This is a genomic window from Bradyrhizobium sp. C-145, from assembly GCF_023375135.1.
Lineage (GTDB): Bacteria > Pseudomonadota > Alphaproteobacteria > Rhizobiales > Xanthobacteraceae > Bradyrhizobium > Bradyrhizobium zhanjiangense.
The window spans coordinates 1,620,843-1,641,385 of the sequence record NZ_CP088150.1; the positions used below are offsets into that span (position 1 = coordinate 1,620,843).

Annotated in this window: 5 protein-coding genes and 1 pseudogene; 4 read left to right on the plus strand and 2 right to left on the minus strand. The window is 62.8% G+C overall.

Annotated elements, in window-relative coordinates:
- Nucleotides 1-50: 50 nt before the first annotated feature.
- Both LRP30_RS07695 and LRP30_RS07700 read right to left on the minus strand, forming a co-directional pair.
- A complete protein-coding gene (locus LRP30_RS07695; RefSeq protein WP_249759908.1) occupies nucleotides 51-503 on the minus strand; it encodes a hypothetical protein in 453 nt (150 codons plus the stop codon).
- 522 nt (nucleotides 504-1,025) lie between these two features.
- Nucleotides 1,026-1,212, minus strand: a pseudogene (locus tag LRP30_RS07700) (SOS response-associated peptidase); the annotation flags it as partial.
- Between the two features lie 127 nt (nucleotides 1,213-1,339).
- Here LRP30_RS07700 and LRP30_RS07705 point away from each other — a divergent pair.
- The 4 genes from LRP30_RS07705 (at nucleotide 1,340) to LRP30_RS07720 (ending at nucleotide 20,486) form a co-directional block, all read left to right on the plus strand.
- Nucleotides 1,340-1,909, plus strand: a complete 570-nt coding sequence (locus LRP30_RS07705) for a TetR family transcriptional regulator (RefSeq protein WP_249759909.1) — start codon at nucleotides 1,340-1,342, stop codon at nucleotides 1,907-1,909.
- Nucleotides 1,910-1,918: 9 nt separating this feature from the next.
- On the plus strand, nucleotides 1,919-4,024 hold the full coding sequence (locus LRP30_RS07710; RefSeq protein ID WP_249759910.1) for an alpha/beta fold hydrolase: 2,106 nt from the start codon (nucleotides 1,919-1,921) through the stop codon (nucleotides 4,022-4,024).
- A gap of 34 nt (nucleotides 4,025-4,058) precedes the next feature.
- The gene (mddA, locus tag LRP30_RS07715; RefSeq protein WP_249759911.1) at nucleotides 4,059-4,787 is read left to right on the plus strand and encodes a methanethiol S-methyltransferase; all 729 of its coding nucleotides are present in this window, start codon (nucleotides 4,059-4,061) and stop codon (nucleotides 4,785-4,787) included.
- Between the two features lie 516 nt (nucleotides 4,788-5,303).
- Entirely contained in the window at nucleotides 5,304-20,486 is a 15,183-nt protein-coding gene (locus LRP30_RS07720) for an Ig-like domain-containing protein (RefSeq protein WP_249759912.1), read from the plus strand.
- Nucleotides 20,487-20,543: the final 57 nt, after the last annotated feature.

Here is a 20,543-nt window from a genome sequence, read left to right on the forward strand (position 1 = left end):
CGTGTTCCGCCGCCCTGTTGTGCCCAGTGGAGGAAGAAGCCGAGCGCCTCTTAGATCGACGTCAAGACCTCTCTGGCGTCCTGCAGCACCGGTGCATCCGGTTGGCCCGCGAACCACCGGACGACAGGCGACAGCATTTGCCGGGCTTCTTGAGTGCGCGCCAGTTCCCGCCAGAGCTTCGCCAGGCTGAGGGAAGCTTTCAGCTTGTGCAGCATGCTGCCTTGCTCATCTGCGGTGCGGATCGCCTCCAAGTAGCTTCGTTCGGCACCTTCGGTATCGCCTCGAGCTCTCCGAAGCTCGCCCTGCTGCCGCAGAACCTCGGCTTCGTACCATCGCTCCTGGGTGGATTCCAAGGCAGCGAATGCTCTTTCGATTGCCATCTCTCTTTCCGAATGCCGGTCCGGCAGTTCGGCAGTGAGGAAGACGAGCCAGTGCGGCAAAGCCCACACCGGTCTCCAAGTATCTGCCCAGAGCAGTTTGGAAGCCACCGACCGCATCGGCATCGCCTGCTCGCATGCGGGCGAGGCCAACGAACATCGACCCTATGCCCCGATGTAGGTCAAGATCCTGCTCCTCCGCCAGCGATCGAAGCGCTTGTGCGCGGTCGAGGAGATCGGGCGCGAATGTCTCGCTCGAAATCGCAACGCCGAACCCCATCGAGAATGCCTGCGTGTGCGCGGATCGCGATCGCTTGGCTTCTTTTACGGCCATTTCGTTCATCGAACGCGCCTGGTCGCTTGGTACAGAAGGACGAACGAGAGCCAAGTCCAGATCATCACCGGCGCTTCGCCAGAAGACCTCGCGGTGTCAATTGGAGCGGCTGTGGTCAGCAAACTCATGGCCTTCTCTAGCGCGCGTCGCGCCTCCGCAAGTCGGCCGAGTTCGAACAGACTTAGAATATCGAACTCGATCGCATTCTCGCGAAAGTTCGCCTCACGGCCCAGCCCTCTTAACCATATGCCTACGTCCATTCGTCGGGTGCCCCGGGTCGATCCCGGCTCACTTGACCGCGAGGCCGACGCAATTCAACGGCCTATCCGGAGTAACGCAGCCTCGTGGTCTTCCTCGTCCCCGGTCGCTACGATCTTGAGAGACCCATCCGGCAGCGGCCGCTGCAGCGCCTTGGCCTCGTCCCAGGGCGCCCCGCATTCACACGTCGTGCTCCTCCGGCGTGGGCAAGACGACCGGCATCGCCTTCGCGTGCACGCGGCCGCTCGCAGGTCAAGAAGCCGAGCAGAATAACATTGACTTCGGTCGGTCGACCGAATTATAACTCATGCGCATGAGCGTTCGGGCGGCAAAGGCGGTTTCGAAAAGGGCCGATCCCAGAATAGTGCTGATGGAGGCTGCGAAAAGGATGCTTCGTCAACGCGGATATGCCGGCCTCTCGACGCGCGATGTCGCAGAAGCTGCCGGCATGCCGCTCAGCCAGATCCACTATCACTTCGGCTCGAAGCAGGGGATGATACTGGCCCTGTTCGAGCATCTGAATGCCCAGTTGCTCGATCGCCAGCAGGCCATGTTCAATGATGCCTCGCTCAAGCTGTCCGAGCGTTGGGATCGGGCCTGCGATTATTTCGACGAGGATATAGCCTCCGGCTATGTGCGCGTTCTCCAGGAACTCATCGCTGCAAGCTGGGCTGACGCTCCGGTGGCCAAGGTCATCCGGGCCGGCATCATGGGGTGGATCGATCTCCTCGCCGAGCTGGCGCGGCGCGCAGAGCGGAGTTTTGGTGGCCTAGGCCCGTTCACAGCCGAGGATATCGCCACCCTGGTTGGCCACGCGTTCATGGGCGCCGAGAGCCTCTACCTTCTTGGTCTTGAGAAACAGGGCGTTCCGGTGCGTCGGGCGCTTCGGCGCTTCGGAGATCTTATTCGTTTAGCGGAACGCGGCTCATTGGCCAAATGAAGGGGCACCATGCGCGCCAAACTGCCTGACAGGGAAGGCTTCGTCGAACGTGAGGGCGTGAAGCTCGCCTATGAGGTCTATGGCAGCGGCCCGCAAACGATGATGTTTCTGCCGACCTGGTCGCTCCTCCATTCGCGCGTCTACAAGGCGCAGCTTCCGTACTTGAGCGAGCGCTTCCGCTGCATCGTCTATGACGGCCGTGGCAACGGCAAGTCGGACCGGCCGGAGGATGTGGCTGCGTACTCGCTCGACAATCAGGTCGCCGACGCCCTTGCCGTCATGGACGCCACCGATGCCGGGGAGGCGGTCGTCGTAGGCCTCTCGGCTTCCACGATACTTGCGTGCGCATTGGCGGCTTATCATCCCGAACGGGTCAAGGCTGCGATCCTGGCAGGGACTGCGGCGATCATTGGACCTGGCTACCCGTATATGACACCGCAGCATTTCATGACGATGCAGGATAGCTTCGAGGGCTGGAACAAATACAACAGGGAGCATTGGCTCTCGGACTATTCGGACTTTGCCAGGCATTTCATCAGCAACATCTTCTCCGAACCGCATTCGACGAAGCAGATCGAGGACGGGCTGGAGTGGGCGGGTGACACCACGGGTGCGATTCTCGTCAAGACGGTCGAGGCGCGCATGATTCCGCCAAGTGTTGACATCGGCGAAGCGATGTACCGGCGGATTCAATGTCCGACGTTGATGATCCACGGTGAGGACGACCAGATCCAGCCACTCTCTCGCGCGAAGCTCGTCGCAGAGGTTGCCGGCGCTGAACTCGTCACGATTCCGGGTGGCGGCCACAACCCGCTCGGTCGCTACCCGGCCAAATGCAATACTGCAATCACGGAATTTCTCGATCGGAAACTCGGTGGTGGCCCGGCCAGGCAAAAGTCCAGCTCGCCGCCCACGACAAAGCGCGCGCTCTATCTGTCCTCTCCCATAGGTCTGGGGCACGGGCGGCGCGACATCGCGATTGCCCGCGAACTGCGCAAACTTCACCCGGACTTGCAGATCGACTGGCTGGCGCAAGACCCGGTCACCCGGCTCCTTGCGGCAGGCGGCGAGCGCATTCACCCCTTAAGCTCTCGTCTTGCAAGCGAGTCCCGCCATATCGAGCTCGAGTCGGGCGAGCACGATCTGAACGCGTTCCGGGCAATCCGCCGAATGGATGAAGTGCTGGCCGCCAATTTCATGGTGTTCCAGGATGCGGTCGAAGACGGCGACTACGAATTGGTTATCGCCGACGAAGCCTGGGACATCGATCATTTCTGGCATGAGCATCCGGAACTGAAGAAAGCAAAGCTCGCCTGGTTGACGGACTTTGTCGGCTTTCTTCCGATGCCCAGTGGCGGTGATCGCGAGGCGTTTCTGACCCGCGACTACAACGCCGAGATGATTGAGCATGTGGAGCGCAATCCGGGCGTTCGTGATCGCGCGATCTTCGTCGGAAGCCCCGAAGACATCATTCCCCGTTCCTTCGGCGACGACCTGCCGGACATGCAGGACTGGGTACCGAAGCATTTTGATTTCTCCGGCTACATCATCGGCGAGCACCCACAGGCCTTTGGGTCACGTAGCGATCTGCGTGAAAGTCTCGGCTACCGGAGGGGCGAGCGAATCTGCATTGTCACGGTCGGAGGATCCGGCGTCGGCGCACACCTGATCAGACGCATCCTGCACAGCTATCCGCTGGCACGGTCTCGAATACCGGAGCTTCGCATGATCGTGGTGGCCGGTCCCCGTATCGAGCCGATGTCTATCAAGGCGCCAGCCGGTGTCGAAGTGCGCGCATTCGTGCCTGATCTCGACCGCCATCTCGCGGCTTGCGACCTGGCCATCGTGCAGGGTGGGCTCACCACGTGCATGGAGCTGACGGCGGCCGGAACGCCGTTCATCTACTTTCCGCTTCAAAACCATTTCGAGCAGAATTTTCATGTTGCGCATCGTCTCGATCGTTATCGCGCAGGCAGGCGCATGGAATACGCGACGTCTACGCCGGACACGATTGCCGATGCAATGATCGGCGCGCTGACCGATCGCGCATGCTTCAGGCCGGTCGAAAGCAGCGGCGCGGCGGATGCAGCGCGCATGTTATCGGAACTGATCTAGCGGGGGTGCGAAAGCATTTTTTTAGGAGCGAGCCATGACCGCACTTATTTACGGAGTGTTTTGCTACGTTCTGTTCCTGTTTTCGTTTCTCTATGCGATCGGGTTTGTCGGAAACATCATTGTTCCCAAGTCGATTGACGGCGGCGGCCCCTCGGCCCTCACGATTGAAGCGCTACTCGTAGATGTCGTGCTGCTTGGGCTGTTCGCAGTCCAGCACAGTGTCATGGCACGACAAGGCTTCAAGCGCTGGTGGACCGGTCTTGTCCCGAAATCGGTGGAACGCAGCACATACGTGCTTCTTTCGAGCCTTGCACTCATCCTCTTGTACTGGCAATGGCGGCCGCTGACGGACGTCATCTGGTCAGTGAGTAACCCGATTGGCGCAGGCATTCTCAACGCCCTCTTCTGGCTTGGATGGGGAATCGTTCTGCTCAGCACATTCATGATCAATCATTTTGACCTGTTTGGTCTTCATCAGGTGTATGCCCATTGGCGAGGAAGAATGGCGGAGCCGCCAAGCTTCCGGACACCATTGTTCTACAGAGTGGTTCGTCATCCCATTTATTTCGGCTTCCTATTGGCCTTCTGGGCCACGCCGGTCATGACGGGAGGACACCTGCTCTTTGCAATTGCGACGACCGGCTACATTTTCATTGGCCTCCTGCTGGAAGAGCGCGACCTCATCACCTTTCACGGCCAGGCTTACATCGAATACCGCAAACGCGTATCGATGATTATTCCGCTACCGCCGCGGGAGACCTGAGATGCGCCGCTACTGCGCGGGCAGACACATGGAATATGTGACGTCAACGCGGGATATAATCGCCGACGCAATTATTGCGACCGCGAAAGAGCGAGTGTGCTTTAGCCGGATCGAAGCCGATTGTGCGGTGGCGCACTGCGCGAACGTTGTCAGAGCTGATCTCGAAGGCTCCCATCGTTCTTGCGAGGATCGTGAGAGGAGTTAACGAGAAGGCGCAACGCCAAGGCATGCTACTTTGTCAAGAAGGGAGAGCAACAATCCGCGGAGACGATTGATATCCAGCGATCCGTGTGCAAGGATTACAAATATTTTGATGTATTGCCGCGCATGGGCAGGGGGAACTGCAGATAGCGTCGGCCTCGAAGCACTGAACTGCGCCAGTCCGCTGGAAAGCGGGTTGGCGGGGGGCGGAGCAATGACCAAATATTTCACAGATTGCTGCCCCGGTTAATGAAGCCATTCAACGTCGCGGCTTTGGAGATGTTTTAACGCGCGAGCATACTTAGAGGCATAGTCATGGCAGCAAAGTCATCCTCGTCGATTTTTATTAATAAGATTTACGGCGACAATATTCTTAATTCGGCAGAATACAGCACGCCGCTCGCCATTGCAGGTGCCGCAACGGTTTCAAACACTAGCGATACCTACGCGGTCGAGGTCCTCGTCAAAAACCAAAGTGGCGTGGTCGTCGACACGCTCTGGGTCTACAATCTCCGCGCAAGCAAGAACGGCAGCCTGAGCTGGTCGGTCAGCGATTCCGCGACGGCGCAAAGGCTCGCCGACGGCACCTATACAATCCAGGCGTTGCTATTCGATACGACTGTATCACCCACAAACTCGGTCAGTTCGACGACTAGTTCCCTCGTCGTCGACACGACAGCATCCATCAGCATTTCTCCGGTGGATGGCGACTGGGGCATTAACGCAGCGCAGTCGCATGCCGCGGTAGCCATTTCAGGTACTACGTTTGGCGTTGAGGCTGGTCAGAAAGTCACGATCAAGGTGCTGGACAGCGCCAACCACACCGTCGCGACCTTATCGACGCAGGTCGCTGCCAACGGCACATGGTCAGCAAACTTGCCGCAGACGACCGTTGGGGGGGTGGCCGAGGGGACCTACTCAGTATCTGTTTCAGTGACGGACGTTGCGGGAAATACGGACACATCGTCGCACAGTTTTGTTGTGGACAAAACTGCCCCCACGGTCGCGATCACCTCAAGCGGCGGCCTGACCAACCAGGCCAGTCAGACGATTGCCGGCACCGTCGATGTCGCCGACGCCGGCTCGACGGTGAAAATCTTCGACGGCACGACCCAGATCGGCACGGCCACCGTAGGCGCCAATGGCGCCTGGTCGACCAGCGTCACGCTCTCCGGCCAGGGCCAGCACACGCTGACCGCGACCGACACCGATGCCGCTGGCAACACCGGCACCAGCAATGCGGTCGTGTTCACGCTGGACACGGTTGCGCCCACGGTGGCGATCACCTCGAGCGGCGGGTTGACCAACCAGGCCAGTCAGACGATTGCCGGTACCGTCGATGTCGCCGACGCCGGCTCGACGGTGAAGATCTTCGACGGCGCGACCCAAATCGGCATGGCCACCGTCGGTGCCAACGGCGCCTGGTCAACGAACGTGACGCTGTCCGGCCAGGGCCAGCACGCGCTGACTGCGACCGACACCGATGCCGCTGGCAATACCGGCACCAGCAATGCGGTCGTGTTCACGCTGGACACGGTTGCGCCCACGGTGGCGATCACCTCGAGCGGCGGGTTGACCAACCAGGCCAGTCAGACGATTGCCGGTACCGTCGATGTCGCCGACGCCGGCTCGACGGTGAAGATCTTCGATGGCGCGACCCAGATCGGCATGGCCACCGTCGGTGCCAACGGCGCCTGGTCAACGAACGTGACGCTGTCCGGCCAGGGCCAGCACGCGCTGACTGCGACCGACACCGATGCCGCCGGCAACACCGGCACCAGCAATGCGGTCGTGTTCACGCTGGACACGGTTGCGCCTACGGTGACGATCACCTCGAGCGGCGGGTTGACCAACCAGGCCAGTCAGACGATTGTCGGTACCGTCGATGTCGCCGACGCCGGCTCGACGGTGAAGATCTTTGACGGCGCGACCCAGATCGGCACGGCCACCGTCGGTGCCAACGGCGCCTGGTCAACGTACGTGACGCTGTCCGGCCAGGGCCAGCACACGCTGATCGCGACCGACACCGATGCCGCCGGCAACACCGGGTCGGCATCGCTGACCTTTACACTTGACACCACCGCGCCTGCAGTGACCGAGGCGCTGGCCGACGACAGCGGCGCCTCGTCGAGCGACAAGATCAGCTCGGATCCCGCGCTCTCGGGCTCCGGCGATGCCAATGCGGTGGTGCACTTCAGCGTGGACGGCAGCCCGACCGCGGCCACCGCGACCGCCGATCCCAGCGGGCGCTGGACCTTCACGCCGACGGGTCTTGCCGACGGCAGCCACACCATCGTGGCGAGCGAGACCGATGCCGCCGGCAACACCGGCACCGCGTCGCTGACCTTTGCGCTAGACAGAGCGCCGCCAAGGTTGACCAGCATTGTGGCGGCCGATGCCGATCTCACTAGCGCGAACAGTGTGGGCTATATCGTTACGTTCTCGGAGCCTGTGAGCGGCGTAGATGCAAACCAATTTTTGCTCATCACCACTGGCGTGACGGGCGCTTCGATCACGAGCGTGACGCCTGTCGTCGGCAGCAACGGGACGCAATATACGGTATCGATCGGTACTGGCACCGGTGATGGGACTATTGCTCTCGGTCTGAAGGCAGAGAACGCCATTCAGGATTTGGCCGGTAACGAGTTGGTCGGAGGACCCGCGTCGTTCTTGGCTGGTGTGTCTTATCAAACCGGCTCGACGCCGACCATAGGTGCGATCGGCGACGTCAATGGCGACGGCAAGGCCGACCTTGTGCTGCCCAACTACTATGGTGCCACTGTCGGCGTCTATCTCGGCAACGGGGACGGTACGCTCCAGGCACCCACGACCTACAGTTCCGCAACCGGCGGGTATGGGTCGAGCCACGCCTATTTGAGCGATCTCAATGGCGACGGCAATCTCGACATCGTCACGACGAACTACAGCGACGGCACGGTGTCGGTTTTGCTCGGCAACGGCACAGGAGCCTTTGCGCCGCGTACTGCTTACAGCGTGTTGTCGAATGCGATCGAAGCCGTATTTGGGGATTTTGACGGCAACGGCAGCACCGATTTGTTGGTATCTACGGCTTCTGGTGTCGTCGAGCTTCTCGGAAACGGCAACGGAAGCTTCAACCCGGCACAATCCGTCACCACCACGGTGGGCACGATTGCTTCGGCGGACGTCAACGGCGACGGCCGGCTCGATCTACTACAGGCCAGCAATAGCGCCGTTACTGAGTTCCTCAATCTGGGCAATGGGCAATTCGGCCCTGGCACGTCCTACACGCTACCCGCCGGTTCAACTTCCGTAGAAATGACTTCCGGTGACGTAAACGGTGACGGCATACCGGACGTCATCGTGTCCAACTATTTGGACGGGTCGGTGACCGTCTTGCTCGGCGACGGCACGGGTGGTCTGGGGACTGCGCACTCGTATTCTACTGGCGCGGCAGGTCCGATCAATCCCATCCTCGCTGACGTGAACGGCGACGGTTTTATGGACATCGTTGTTGGCTCGGATTCCGACAAGATCGGTGTGCTGATCAACAATGGCGATGGCACGTTTGCGCCTGGTCAGGCCATTGATGCTAATGGAACGGCCAACCGCATTACAGTTGGTGATCTCAACGGTGATGGACTGCCGGACGTCGTCATCGGGCACTATTTCACCAACGAGGCGACAGTCTTGCTCGACAGCACCTCGGTAGTCATGACAGGACCCGCGTACACTATCAACAGGGCGCCGCCAGCAGTTAGCATCGCTCTTTACAATGACACAGGCTCCTCCTCGAGCGACAAGATCACCTCGGATCCGGCGCTGTCCGGCTCCGGCGATGCCAACGCGGTGGTGCACTTCACGGTGGACGGCAGCCCGACCGCCGCCACCGCGACCGCCGATGGCAACGGGAACTGGAGCTTCACGCCGACCGGTCTGGCCGACGGCAGCCACAGCATCGTGGCGAGCGAGACCGATGCAGCCGGCAACACCGGCACGGCGTCGCTGAGCTTTACTCTGGACACCACCGCACCCGCGGCGACCGCCTCGCTGGCCGACGACACCGGCGCCTCCGCAACCGACAAGATGACCTCGGACTCGGCGCTGTCCGGCTCCGGCGATCCCAACGCCGTGGTGCACTTCACGGTGGACGGCACCCCGATCGCGGCCACCGCGACCGCCGATGGCAGCGGGCACTGGAGCTTCACGCCGACGGGCCTGGCCGACGGCAGCCACACCATCGTGGCGAGCGAGACCGATGCCGCCGGCAACCCCGGCACGGCCTCGCTGAGCTTTACGCTGGACACCACCGCACCCGCGGTGACCGTCTCGCTGGCCGACGACACCGGCGCCTCCGCCACCGACAAGATCACCTCGGACCCGGCGCTGTCCGGCTCCGGCGATCCCAACGCCGTGGTGCACTTCACGGTGGACGGCACCCCGAATGCGGCCACGGCGACCGCCGATGGCAGCGGGCAGTGGAGCTTCACGCCAACCGGCCTGACCGACGGCAGTTACACCATCGTGGCAAGCGAGACGGATGCAGCCGGTAACATCGGCACGGCGTCCTTGACGTTTACGCTGGACACCACCGCGCCGGCGGTGACCGCGGCGCTCGCCGACGACACCGGCGCCTCCTCGAGTGACAAGATCACCTCGGATCCGGCGCTCTTCGGCTCGGGCGATGCCAACGCGGTGGTGCACTTCACGGTGGACGGTACGCCGATTGCGGCCACCGCGACCGCCGATGCCAGCGGGCACTGGAGCTTCACGGCGACGGGTCTGGCCGACGGCAGTCACACCATTGTGGCGAGCGAGACCGATGCGGCCGGCAACACCGGCACGGCGTCGCTGACGTTTACGCTGGATAGAACGGCGCCGGTTCTGGCCGCCATTCCAAACGAAACTGTGTTTGCAGTGACGAGCGCCGGCGCTGTGGCGACTTTCTCGGCGACCGCGACTGACGCTGTCGACGGAACAGATCCGGTTGTCTTCACGGAAGGCAACACAGTCGTCCACTCGGGCGACACGTTCAGCGTTGGTACCCACACCATTACAGCAAGCGCAATCGACGCGGCCGGCAACACAAGCAGCGAGACCTTCACCATCACGGTTCAGGCCTCCACCTTGCCCACCCATGTGTGGATTGACGGGACGACTGGGACGTGGGGGACGGGATCGAACTGGTCGGACGGCGTGGTGCCGGACGGCAAGGGCAATGCGATGATCGGCGGCAGCGGCACCGAGACGGTGACGGTGTCGGCCAACCAGGCGGTCAACGTGTTGGCGCTGAATGATGCCAATGCCACGCTGGCAGTAACCAACGGCGCGACGCTGGCGGTCTACGGTGGGCTGGTGAACACTGCGGTGCACGAGATCGATCTCACGCAGGGGACGTTGCTGATTGGTGGCGGTTCGCAGACGCTGGACAACGCCACGATCAATCTAGGGCTGTGGGCTCCCATTCATCAATTTGGAGCATTGACCACAGACACGGCCTCGCAGACGCCTGCGGTGCTGACGCTGGGGCCGAATCTGACCGTCAATGGTGCGTATGGCGGGATCCAGAACGGCTATGCTGCAGGTGACGGCGTGGTCAATCAGGCCACGATCAATGTTACAGGATACCTGAGGATTGGAGGTTACGACGTCAGCAATAGCGGGACGATCTCGGGCAATCAGTTGGACCTCTATAGCCCTCACAGCTTGAACAACAGCGGAACGATCTCAGGCAATCAGCTGACTCTCGAAGGTGACGTCAGCTTCAGCAACACGGGGGCGATCACCACCAACGGCACTGGATCTATTTATGTTAGCGGGCATTTCGACAACGAGGGTACGATCTCTGTTGCCAATGGCGCGACGCTGACCCTTAGCGATTACGCCTATTACGCGACCAATAAAAACAACGGCACCATCTCGATAGGCTCTGGCGGCCGGCTGATCTTCAATGGCAGTACGGGCTCGTCCTACGCCTTGTCCGGCAGCGGCAGCTTCGTGATCAATCAAGGCGGCACGCTGGAGCTTCAGTCGGGCACGCTGTCGGAGACGGTGAACTTCGCCGGGGCCGGCACGCTGCAGCTCGACGGCCCTGGCCTGTTCACCGGCACGATTGCCGGCCTGACGGTCGGTGATGTCATCGACTTCGCGCATGCCACCCTGACTGGCGCGGTGGTCAACGGCACCAACCTCACTGTCACATATGCCGGCGGCCAGACCGCCAGCTACACCCTGGCCGCGCCCCTCCAGCAGGGCGTGTTCGTGCAGACGACATTTGATGGTGCGGGCGGCACCGACGTGGTGGTGACCGATGTGGCGCTTCCGCCGCCGCCCACCCACACGTGGATTGATGGGACGACTGGGACGTGGGGGACGGGATCGAACTGGTCGGACGGCGTGGTGCCGGACGGCAAGGGCAATGCGATGATCGGCGGCAGCGGCACCGAGACGGTGACGGTGTCTGCCAACCAGGCGGTCAACGTGTTGGCGCTGAATGATGCCAATGCCACGCTGGCAGTAACCAACGGCGCGACGCTGGCGGTCTACGGTGGGCTGGTGAACACTGCGGTGCACGAGATCGATCTCACGCAGGGGACGTTGCTGATTGGTGGCGGTTCGCAGACGCTGGACAACGCCACGATCAATCTAGGGCTGTGGGCTCCCATTCATCAATTTGGAGCATTGACCACAGACACGGCCTCGCAGACGCCTGCGGTGCTGACGCTGGGGCCGAATCTGACCGTCAATGGTGCGTATGGCGGGATCCAGAACGGCTATGCTGCAGGTGACGGCGTGGTCAATCAGGCCACGATCAATGTTACAGGATACCTGAGGATTGGAGGTTACGACGTCAGCAATAGCGGGACGATCTCGGGCAATCAGTTGGACCTCTATAGCCCTCACAGCTTGAACAACAGCGGAACGATCTCAGGCAATCAGCTGACTCTCGAAGGTGACGTCAGCTTCAGCAACACGGGGGCGATCACCACCAACGGCACTGGATCTATTTATGTTAGCGGGCATTTCGACAACGAGGGTACGATCTCTGTTGCCAATGGCGCGACGCTGACCCTTAGCGATTACGCCTATTACGCGACCAATAAAAACAACGGCACCATCTCGATAGGCTCTGGCGGCCGGCTGATCTTCAATGGCAGTACGGGCTCGTCCTACGCCTTGTCCGGCAGCGGCAGCTTCGTGATCAATCAAGGCGGCACGCTGGAGCTTCAGTCGGGCACGCTGTCGGAGACGGTGAACTTCGCCGGGGCCGGCACGCTGCAGCTCGACGGCCCTGGCCTGTTCACCGGCACGATTGCCGGCCTGACGGTCGGTGATGTCATCGACTTCGCGCATGCCACCCTGACTGGCGCGGTGGTCAACGGCACCAACCTCACTGTCACATATGCCGGCGGCCAGACCGCCAGCTACACCCTGGCCGCGCCCCTCCAGCAGGGCGTGTTCGTGCAGACGACATTTGATGGTGCGGGCGGCACCGACGTGGTGGTGACCGATGTGGCGCTTCCGCCGCCGCCCACCCACACGTGGATTGATGGGACGACTGGGACGTGGGGGACGGGATCGAACTGGTCGGACGGCGTGGTGCCGGACGGCAAGGGCAATGCGATGATCGGCGGCAGCGGCACCGAGACGGTGACGGTGTCTGCCAACCAGGCGGTCAACGTGTTGGCGCTGAATGATGCCAATGCCACGCTGGCAGTAACCAACGGCGCGACGCTGGCGGTCTACGGTGGGCTGGTGAACACTGCGGTGCACGAGATCGATCTCACGCAGGGGACGTTGCTGATTGGTGGCGGTTCGCAGACGCTGGACAACGCCACGATCAATCTAGGGCTGTGGGCTCCCATTCATCAATTTGGAGCATTGACCACAGACACGGCCTCGCAGACGCCTGCGGTGCTGACGCTGGGGCCGAATCTGACCGTCAATGGTGCGTATGGCGGGATCCAGAACGGCTATGCTGCAGGTGACGGCGTGGTCAATCAGGCCACGATCAATGTTACAGGATACCTGAGGATTGGAGGTTACGACGTCAGCAATAGCGGGACGATCTCGGGCAATCAGTTGGACCTCTATAGCCCTCACAGCTTGAACAACAGCGGAACGATCTCAGGCAATCAGCTGACTCTCGAAGGTGACGTCAGCTTCAGCAACACGGGGGCGATCACCACCAACGGCACTGGATCTATTTATGTTAGCGGGCATTTCGACAACGAGGGTACGATCTCTGTTGCCAATGGCGCGACGCTGACCCTTAGCGATTACGCCTATTACGCGACCAATAAAAACAACGGCACCATCTCGATAGGCTCTGGCGGCCGGCTGATCTTCAATGGCAGTACGGGCTCGTCCTACGCCTTGTCCGGCAGCGGCAGCTTCGTGATCAATCAAGGCGGCACGCTGGAGCTTCAGTCGGGCACGCTGTCGGAGACGGTGAACTTCGCCGGGGCCGGCACGCTGCAGCTCGACGGCCCTGGCCTGTTCACCGGCACGATTGCCGGCCTGACGGTCGGTGATGTCATCGACTTCGCGCATGCCACCCTGACTGGCGCGGTGGTCAACGGCACCAACCTCACTGTCACATATGCCGGCGGCCAGACCGCCAGCTACACCCTGGCCGCGCCCCTCCAGCAGGGCGTGTTCGTTTCGATGCAGCTCGACGGTTTCGGTGGCACCGAAGTCGTAGTGGATGGGACCATCACCGCACCCGTCGTGACGGTCAATTTGGCCCATGACACCGGCGCATCTTCAACTGACAAGATCACCTCGGACCCCGCGCTGTCTGGCTCCGGCGATGTCAACGCGGTGGTTCACTTCACGGTGGACGGCACGCCGATTGCGGCCACCGCGACCGCCGATGCCAGCGGGCACTGGAGCTTCACGCCGACCGGTCTGGCCGACGGCAGCCACACCATCGTGGCGAGCGAGACCGATGCGGTCGGCAACACCGGCACGGCGTCGCTGACGTTTACGCTGGACACCACCGCGCCTGTGGTGACCGAGGCGCTGGTCCACGACACCGGCGTATCCGCAACCGACAAGATCACCTCCGATCCGGCGTTGTCCGGCTCCGGCGATGCCAATGCGGTGGTGCACTTCACGGTGGACGGCACCCCGATCGCGACCACCGCGACCGCCGATGGCAGCGGGCACTGGAGCTTCACGCCGACCGGTCTTGCCGACGGCAGCCACAGCATCGTGGTGAGCGAGACCGATGCGGCCGGCAACACCGGCACAGCGTCGCTGAGCTTTACGCTGGACACCACCGCACCGGTGGTGACCGAGGTGTTGGCCCACGACATTGGCGCGTCCGTCACCGACAAGATCACCTCGGATCCGGCGCTGTCCGGCTCGGGCGATGCCAATGCGGTGGTGCACTACAGCGTGGACGGCAGCCCGACCGCGGCCACCGCGACCGCGGATGGCAGCGGGTACTGGAGCTTCACGCCGACGGGTCTTGTCGACGGCAGCCACACCATCGTGGCGAGCGAGACCGATTCGGCCGGCAACACCGGCACCGCGTCGCTGACCTTTACGCTCGATACCACCGCACCTGCAGTGACCGAGGTGTTGGCCTACGACACCGGCGCCTCCGTAACGGACAAGATAACCTCGGATCCGGCGCTTGCCGGCTCCGGCGATGCCAATGCGGTGGTGCATTTTACGGTGGACGGCAGCCCGATTGCGGCCACCGCGACCGCTGATGGCAGCGGGCAATGGAGTTTCACGCCGACGGGCCTGGCCGACGGCAGCCACAGCATCGTGGCGAGCGAGACCGATGCGGCCGGCAACATCGGCACCGCGTCGCTGAGCTTTACGCTGGATACCACCGCACCGACGGTGACCGCGGCGCTGGCCGACGACACCGGCGCCTCCTCGAGCGACAAGATCACCTCGGATTCGTCTCTGTCCGGCTCCGGCGATGCCAATGCGGTTGTGCATTTTACGGTGGACGGCAGCCCGATTGCGGCCACGGCGGTCGCCGACGGCAGCGGGCACTGGAGCTTCACGCCGACGGGCCTGGCCGACGGCAGCCACACCATCGTGGCGAGCGAGACCGATGCGGCCGGCAACACCGGCACCGCCTCGCTGAGCTTTACGCTGGACACCACCGCACCGGTGGTGACCGCGGCGCTGGCCGACGACACCGGCACCTCATCGAGCGACAAGATCACCTCGGATCCGGCGCTCGCCGGCTCCGGCGATGCCAATGCGGTGGTGCACTTCACGGTGGACGGCACCCCGATTGCCGCCACCGTGACCGCCAAATCCAACGGGCACTGGAGCTTCACGCCGACCGGTCTTGCCGATGGCAGCCACACCATCGTGGCGAGTGAGACCGATGCGGCCGGCAACATCGGCACCGCCTCGCTGACGTTCACGCTCGACACTACGGCGCCCAGCGTCGCGATCACTAGCCCAGGCGGATCGACCAACCAGGCGAGCCAGACCATCACCGGGGCGGTGGACGTGGCCGATGCCGGCGCCACCGTCACGATCCTGGATGGCACCACGCCGATCGGCACGGCGGTCGTGCAGAGCAACGGCAGCTGGAGCAGCACGGTCACGCTGAGCCAAGGCAGCAACTCGCTGACCGCGAGGGTCACCGATCTCGCCAGCAACACCGCAACCAGCAGCGCGGTGGTCTACACGCTGAGCACCTCAGCCCCGACGGTGACCGAGAGCCTGGTCTCCGATACTGGCGCTTCGGCCACCGACCACATCACCTCGAACCCGGCGCTAAGCGGCATCGGGCTTGCCAACACGGTGGTGCAATTTACGATCGACGGCAGCCTGATCGCGGCCACTCTTACAACCGATGCGCAGGGGGCCTGGTCGTTCACGCCGAGCGGGCTGGCGGATGGTGTGCACACCATCGTGGCAAGCCAGACCGATAGCTTCGGCAACACCGGCACCGCTTCGTTGAGCTTTACGCTGGATACCACCGCACCGCTGGTGACCGAGGCGCTGGCCGACGACACCGGCACGTCCGCCAGCGACAAGATCAGCTCGGATCCGGCGCTCGCCGGCTCGGGCGATCCGAATGCGCTCGTGCACTTCACGGTGGACGGCAGCCCGATCGCGGCCATCGCGACCGCCGATGGCAGCGGGCAGTGGAGCTTCACGCCCACGGGCCTGGCCGACGGCAGCCACACCATCGTGGCGAGCGAGACCGATGCGGCCGGCAACACCGGCACGGCGTCGCTGACCTTTGCGCTCGACACCACCGCGCCGGCGGTAACCGAGGCGCTGGCTCACGACACCGGCACGTCTGCAACCGACAAGATCACCTCGGACCCGGCGCTGTCCGGCTCGGGCGATCCCAATGCGGTGGTGCACTTCACGGTTGACGGTAGCACGATCGCCGCCTCCGCAACCGCCGATGGCAGCGGGCACTGGAGCTTCACGCCGACTGGTCTGACCGATGGCAGCCACACCATCGTGGCGAGCGAGACCGATGCGGCCGGCAACACCGGCACCGCCTTGCTGAGCTTTACGCTGGACACCACCGCGCCGGTGGTGACCGCGGCGTTGGCCGCCGACACCGGCACTTCATCGAGCGACAAGATCACGTCGGACCCGGCGCTGTCCGGCTCCGGCGATGCCAATGCGGTGGTGCATTTCACGGTGGACGGCACTCCGATTGCCGCCACCGCGAGTGTCGATGCCAGCGGGCACTGGAGCTTCACGCCGACCGGTCTTGCCGATGGCAGCCACACCATCGTGGCGAGCGAGACCGATGCGGCCGGCAACACCGGCACGGCGTCGCTGACCTTTACGCTGGACACCACCGCAGCGGTGGTGACCGAGGTGTTGACCCACGACACCGGCGCGTCCGCAACCGATAAGTTCACATCGGACCCGGCGCTGTCCGGCTCTGGCGATGCCAGTGCGGTGGTGCACTTCACGGTGGATGGCACCCCGATCGCCGCCACCGCGACCGCCGACGGCAGCGGGCACTGGAGCTTCACGCCGACGGGTCTTGTCGACGGCAGCCACACCATCGTGGCGAGCGAGACCGATGCGGCCGGCAATACCGGCACGGCGTCTCTGACCTTTACGCTGGATACCGGCGCTCCCAGCCTAACGCCTGTGGCCGATCAGACGCTGCAAGCAACAGTTTCTTCTGGCGCTGTGGCAACATTCTCGGCAACCGCAACCGACGCTGTCGACGGGACAGATCCGGTTGTCTTCACCGAAGGCAACACGGTCGTTCACTCGGGCGACACGTTCGGTGTCGGAGCGCACACGATTACAGCGCAGGTGACGGATGCTGCCGGTAATGCCAGCAGCGAGACCTTCACCATCACCGTGGAGGCCGTCCAGCAATATACGATCCAATGGACCAACCAAATCAGCGGCAACTGGAACACTGGATCGAACTGGAGCACAGGCTCAGTACCTGGCTCGCAGGATGATGTGCTGATCAATCTGCCCGTCACAGTGACGTTCGACAGCGGATCGACGGCCGTCAATACGTTGACGACAACCGTCGGACCGACGCTTGCGATTGCCGGCGGAACAATGACGATCGCCGGTGCGTCAAATTTGGCCGGCGCGTTGGCTATTAGTGCGGGAACGCTCGCCCTGAATGGACAGACCGCCCTTGGGAGTCTCACGCAAACTGGCGGGACGCTGACCGGCGCGGGCACGGTCGTGGTGACGGGGGCAGCCTCGTTCTCCAGCGGCTTCGTCGCCGAAACCGGCAGCGGGACGACGGATCTGCAGTCCGGCGGCACGTTGGACGGCGGTTATCTGGCTCTCGATGGTGGCCGCACGGTGCAGAACGACGGCACCTTCAGCTGGACGGGCGGCACGATCTACATGGGCTACGACCCATTCGACACGACGGTCGGCGGCTCGAGCATCGTCAACGCGGCCGGCGCGACGTTCAAGGACGCGGTCGCGGGCTCGATCGTCAATATCGTCGGCACCAACGTCTTCACCAATGCCGGCACGTTTGCGACCAGCTTCGCCAGCGGCACGACCACGATCGGGGTGACGTTCAACAACAGCGGCGCCGTCCAGATCGGCGCCGGTGGTACGCTCAATCTCTCTGCCGGCGGTTCATCGAATAGCGGCAGCTTCACAGGTGGTGGCACGCTGCAGTTCAGCAGCAGCTATACTCTTGGTGCCGCGTCGAGCATTTCGACGGCCAATGTGATTGTCTCGGGTGGCACCATTGACCTGAACGGGAGCTACAGCGCGACCAACACGACGTTGAGCAGTGGCACGCTCGACACCGGATCGAATCCGATCACGCTGGGGACCACGTTCACGCAAACTGGCGGGACGCTGACCGGCACGGGCACGGTCGTGGTGACGGGGGCAGCCTCGTTCTCCAGCGGCTTCGTCGCCGAAACCGGGAGCGGGACGACGGAGCTGAAGGCTGGCGGCACGTTGGATGGCGGCTACCTGGCTCTCGATGGCGGCCGCACGCTGCAGAACGACGGCAGCTTCAGCTGGACGGGTGGCACGATCTATATGGGCTATTACCCGTTCGACACCACGGTTGGCGGATCGTCCATCGTCAACGCGGCCGGCGCGACCTTCAACGACGCGGTCGCGGGCTCGATCATCAATAACGTTGGCACCAACGTCTTCACCAATGCCGGCACCTTTGCGACGAGCTTTTCCAGCGGCACGACCACGATCGGGGTGACGTTCAACAACAGCGGCACCGTCCAGATCGGCGCAGGCGGCACGCTTAATCTCAGCGCCGGCGGCACGTCGAACGGCGGCAGCTTCAGCGGCGACGGCACGCTGCAGTTCAGCAACAGCTATACTCTTGATGCCGCGTCGAGCATTTCGACGGCCAATGTGATCGTCTCGGGGGGCACGATTGGCCTGAACGGGAGCTACAGCGCGACCAACACGACGTTGAGCAGTGGCACGCTCGACACCGGATCGAATCCGATCACGCTGGGGACCACGTTCACGCAAACTGGCGGGACGCTGACCGGCACGGGCACGGTCGTGGTGACGGGGGCAGCCTCGTTCTCCAGCGGCTTCGTCGCCGAAACCGGGAGCGGGACGACGGAGCTGAAGGCTGGCGGCACGTTGGATGGCGGCTACCTGGCTCTCGATGGCGGCCGCACGCTGCAGAACGACGGCAGCTTCAGCTGGACGGGTGGCACGATCTATATGGGCTATTACCCGTTCGACACCACGGTTGGCGGATCGTCCATCGTCAACGCGGCCGGCGCGACCTTCAACGACGCGGTCGCGGGCTCGATCATCAATAACGTTGGCACCAACGTCTTCACCAATGCCGGCACCTTTGCGACGAGCTTTTCCAGCGGCACGACCACGATCGGGGTGACGTTCAACAACAGCGGCACCGTCCAGATCGGCGCAGGCGGCACGCTTAATCTCAGCGCCGGCGGCACGTCGAACGGCGGCAGCTTCAGCGGCGACGGCACGCTGCAGTTCAGCAACAGCTATACTCTTGATGCCGCGTCGAGCATTTCGACGGCCAATGTGATCGTCTCGGGGGGCACGATTGGCCTGAACGGGAGCTACAGCGCGACCAACACGACGTTGAGCAGTGGCACGCTCGACACCGGATCGAATCCGATCACGCTGGGGACCACGTTCACGCAAACTGGCGGGACGCTGACCGGCACGGGCACGGTCGTGGTGACGGGGGCAGCCTCGTTCTCCAGCGGCTTCGTCGCCGAAACCGGGAGCGGGACGACGGAGCTGAAGGCTGGCGGCACGTTGGATGGCGGCTACCTGGCTCTCGATGGCGGCCGCACGCTGCAGAACGACGGCAGCTTCAGCTGGACGGGTGGCACGATCTATATGGGCTATTACCCGTTCGACACCACGGTTGGCGGATCGTCCATCGTCAACGCGGCCGGCGCGACCTTCAACGACGCGGTCGCGGGCTCGATCATCAATAACGTTGGCACCAACGTCTTCACCAATGCCGGCACCTTTGCGACGAGCTTTTCCAGCGGCACGACCACGATCGGGGTGACGTTCAACAACAGCGGCACCGTTGACACGCTGGGCGGAACGCTCGACTTCACCGCCGCCTTCACCAATACGGGCACCCTGAAGGCCGATGGCGGAAGCATCAAGATCGACAATGCGGTCAACGATACCGGCGTAGCGGAGATTTTTGGCAGCTCGCAACTGGAATATGGGGCTGCTTCGAACGAGAACGTGACGTTTGCGATCGGCTCGACCGGTACCCTTCGGTTGGACGACTCACAAAACTACACGGGCACGGTCACTGGGCTCGCCGCGGGGAATTACCTTGACTTTTCCGACGTCAGCTTTGGAGCGAATACAACCGTCGGATACGCCGCGAACGAGGACAACACAGGGGGCATTCTCACAGTGAGCGATGGCACCCATGTGGCGAACATCGCGCTGTTTGGCCAATACTTGGCGTCCAGCTTCGCAACGTCGAACGATGGACACGGGGGAACACTCATAACAGATCCGCCTCCCGACATCTCGACGCTCCTCACTCAACCACACGCCGCATAGGCAATTCTTCGGAGCGCCTATGCAGGTAGGTCACCATCTCGATTTTCTGGAGGAAAG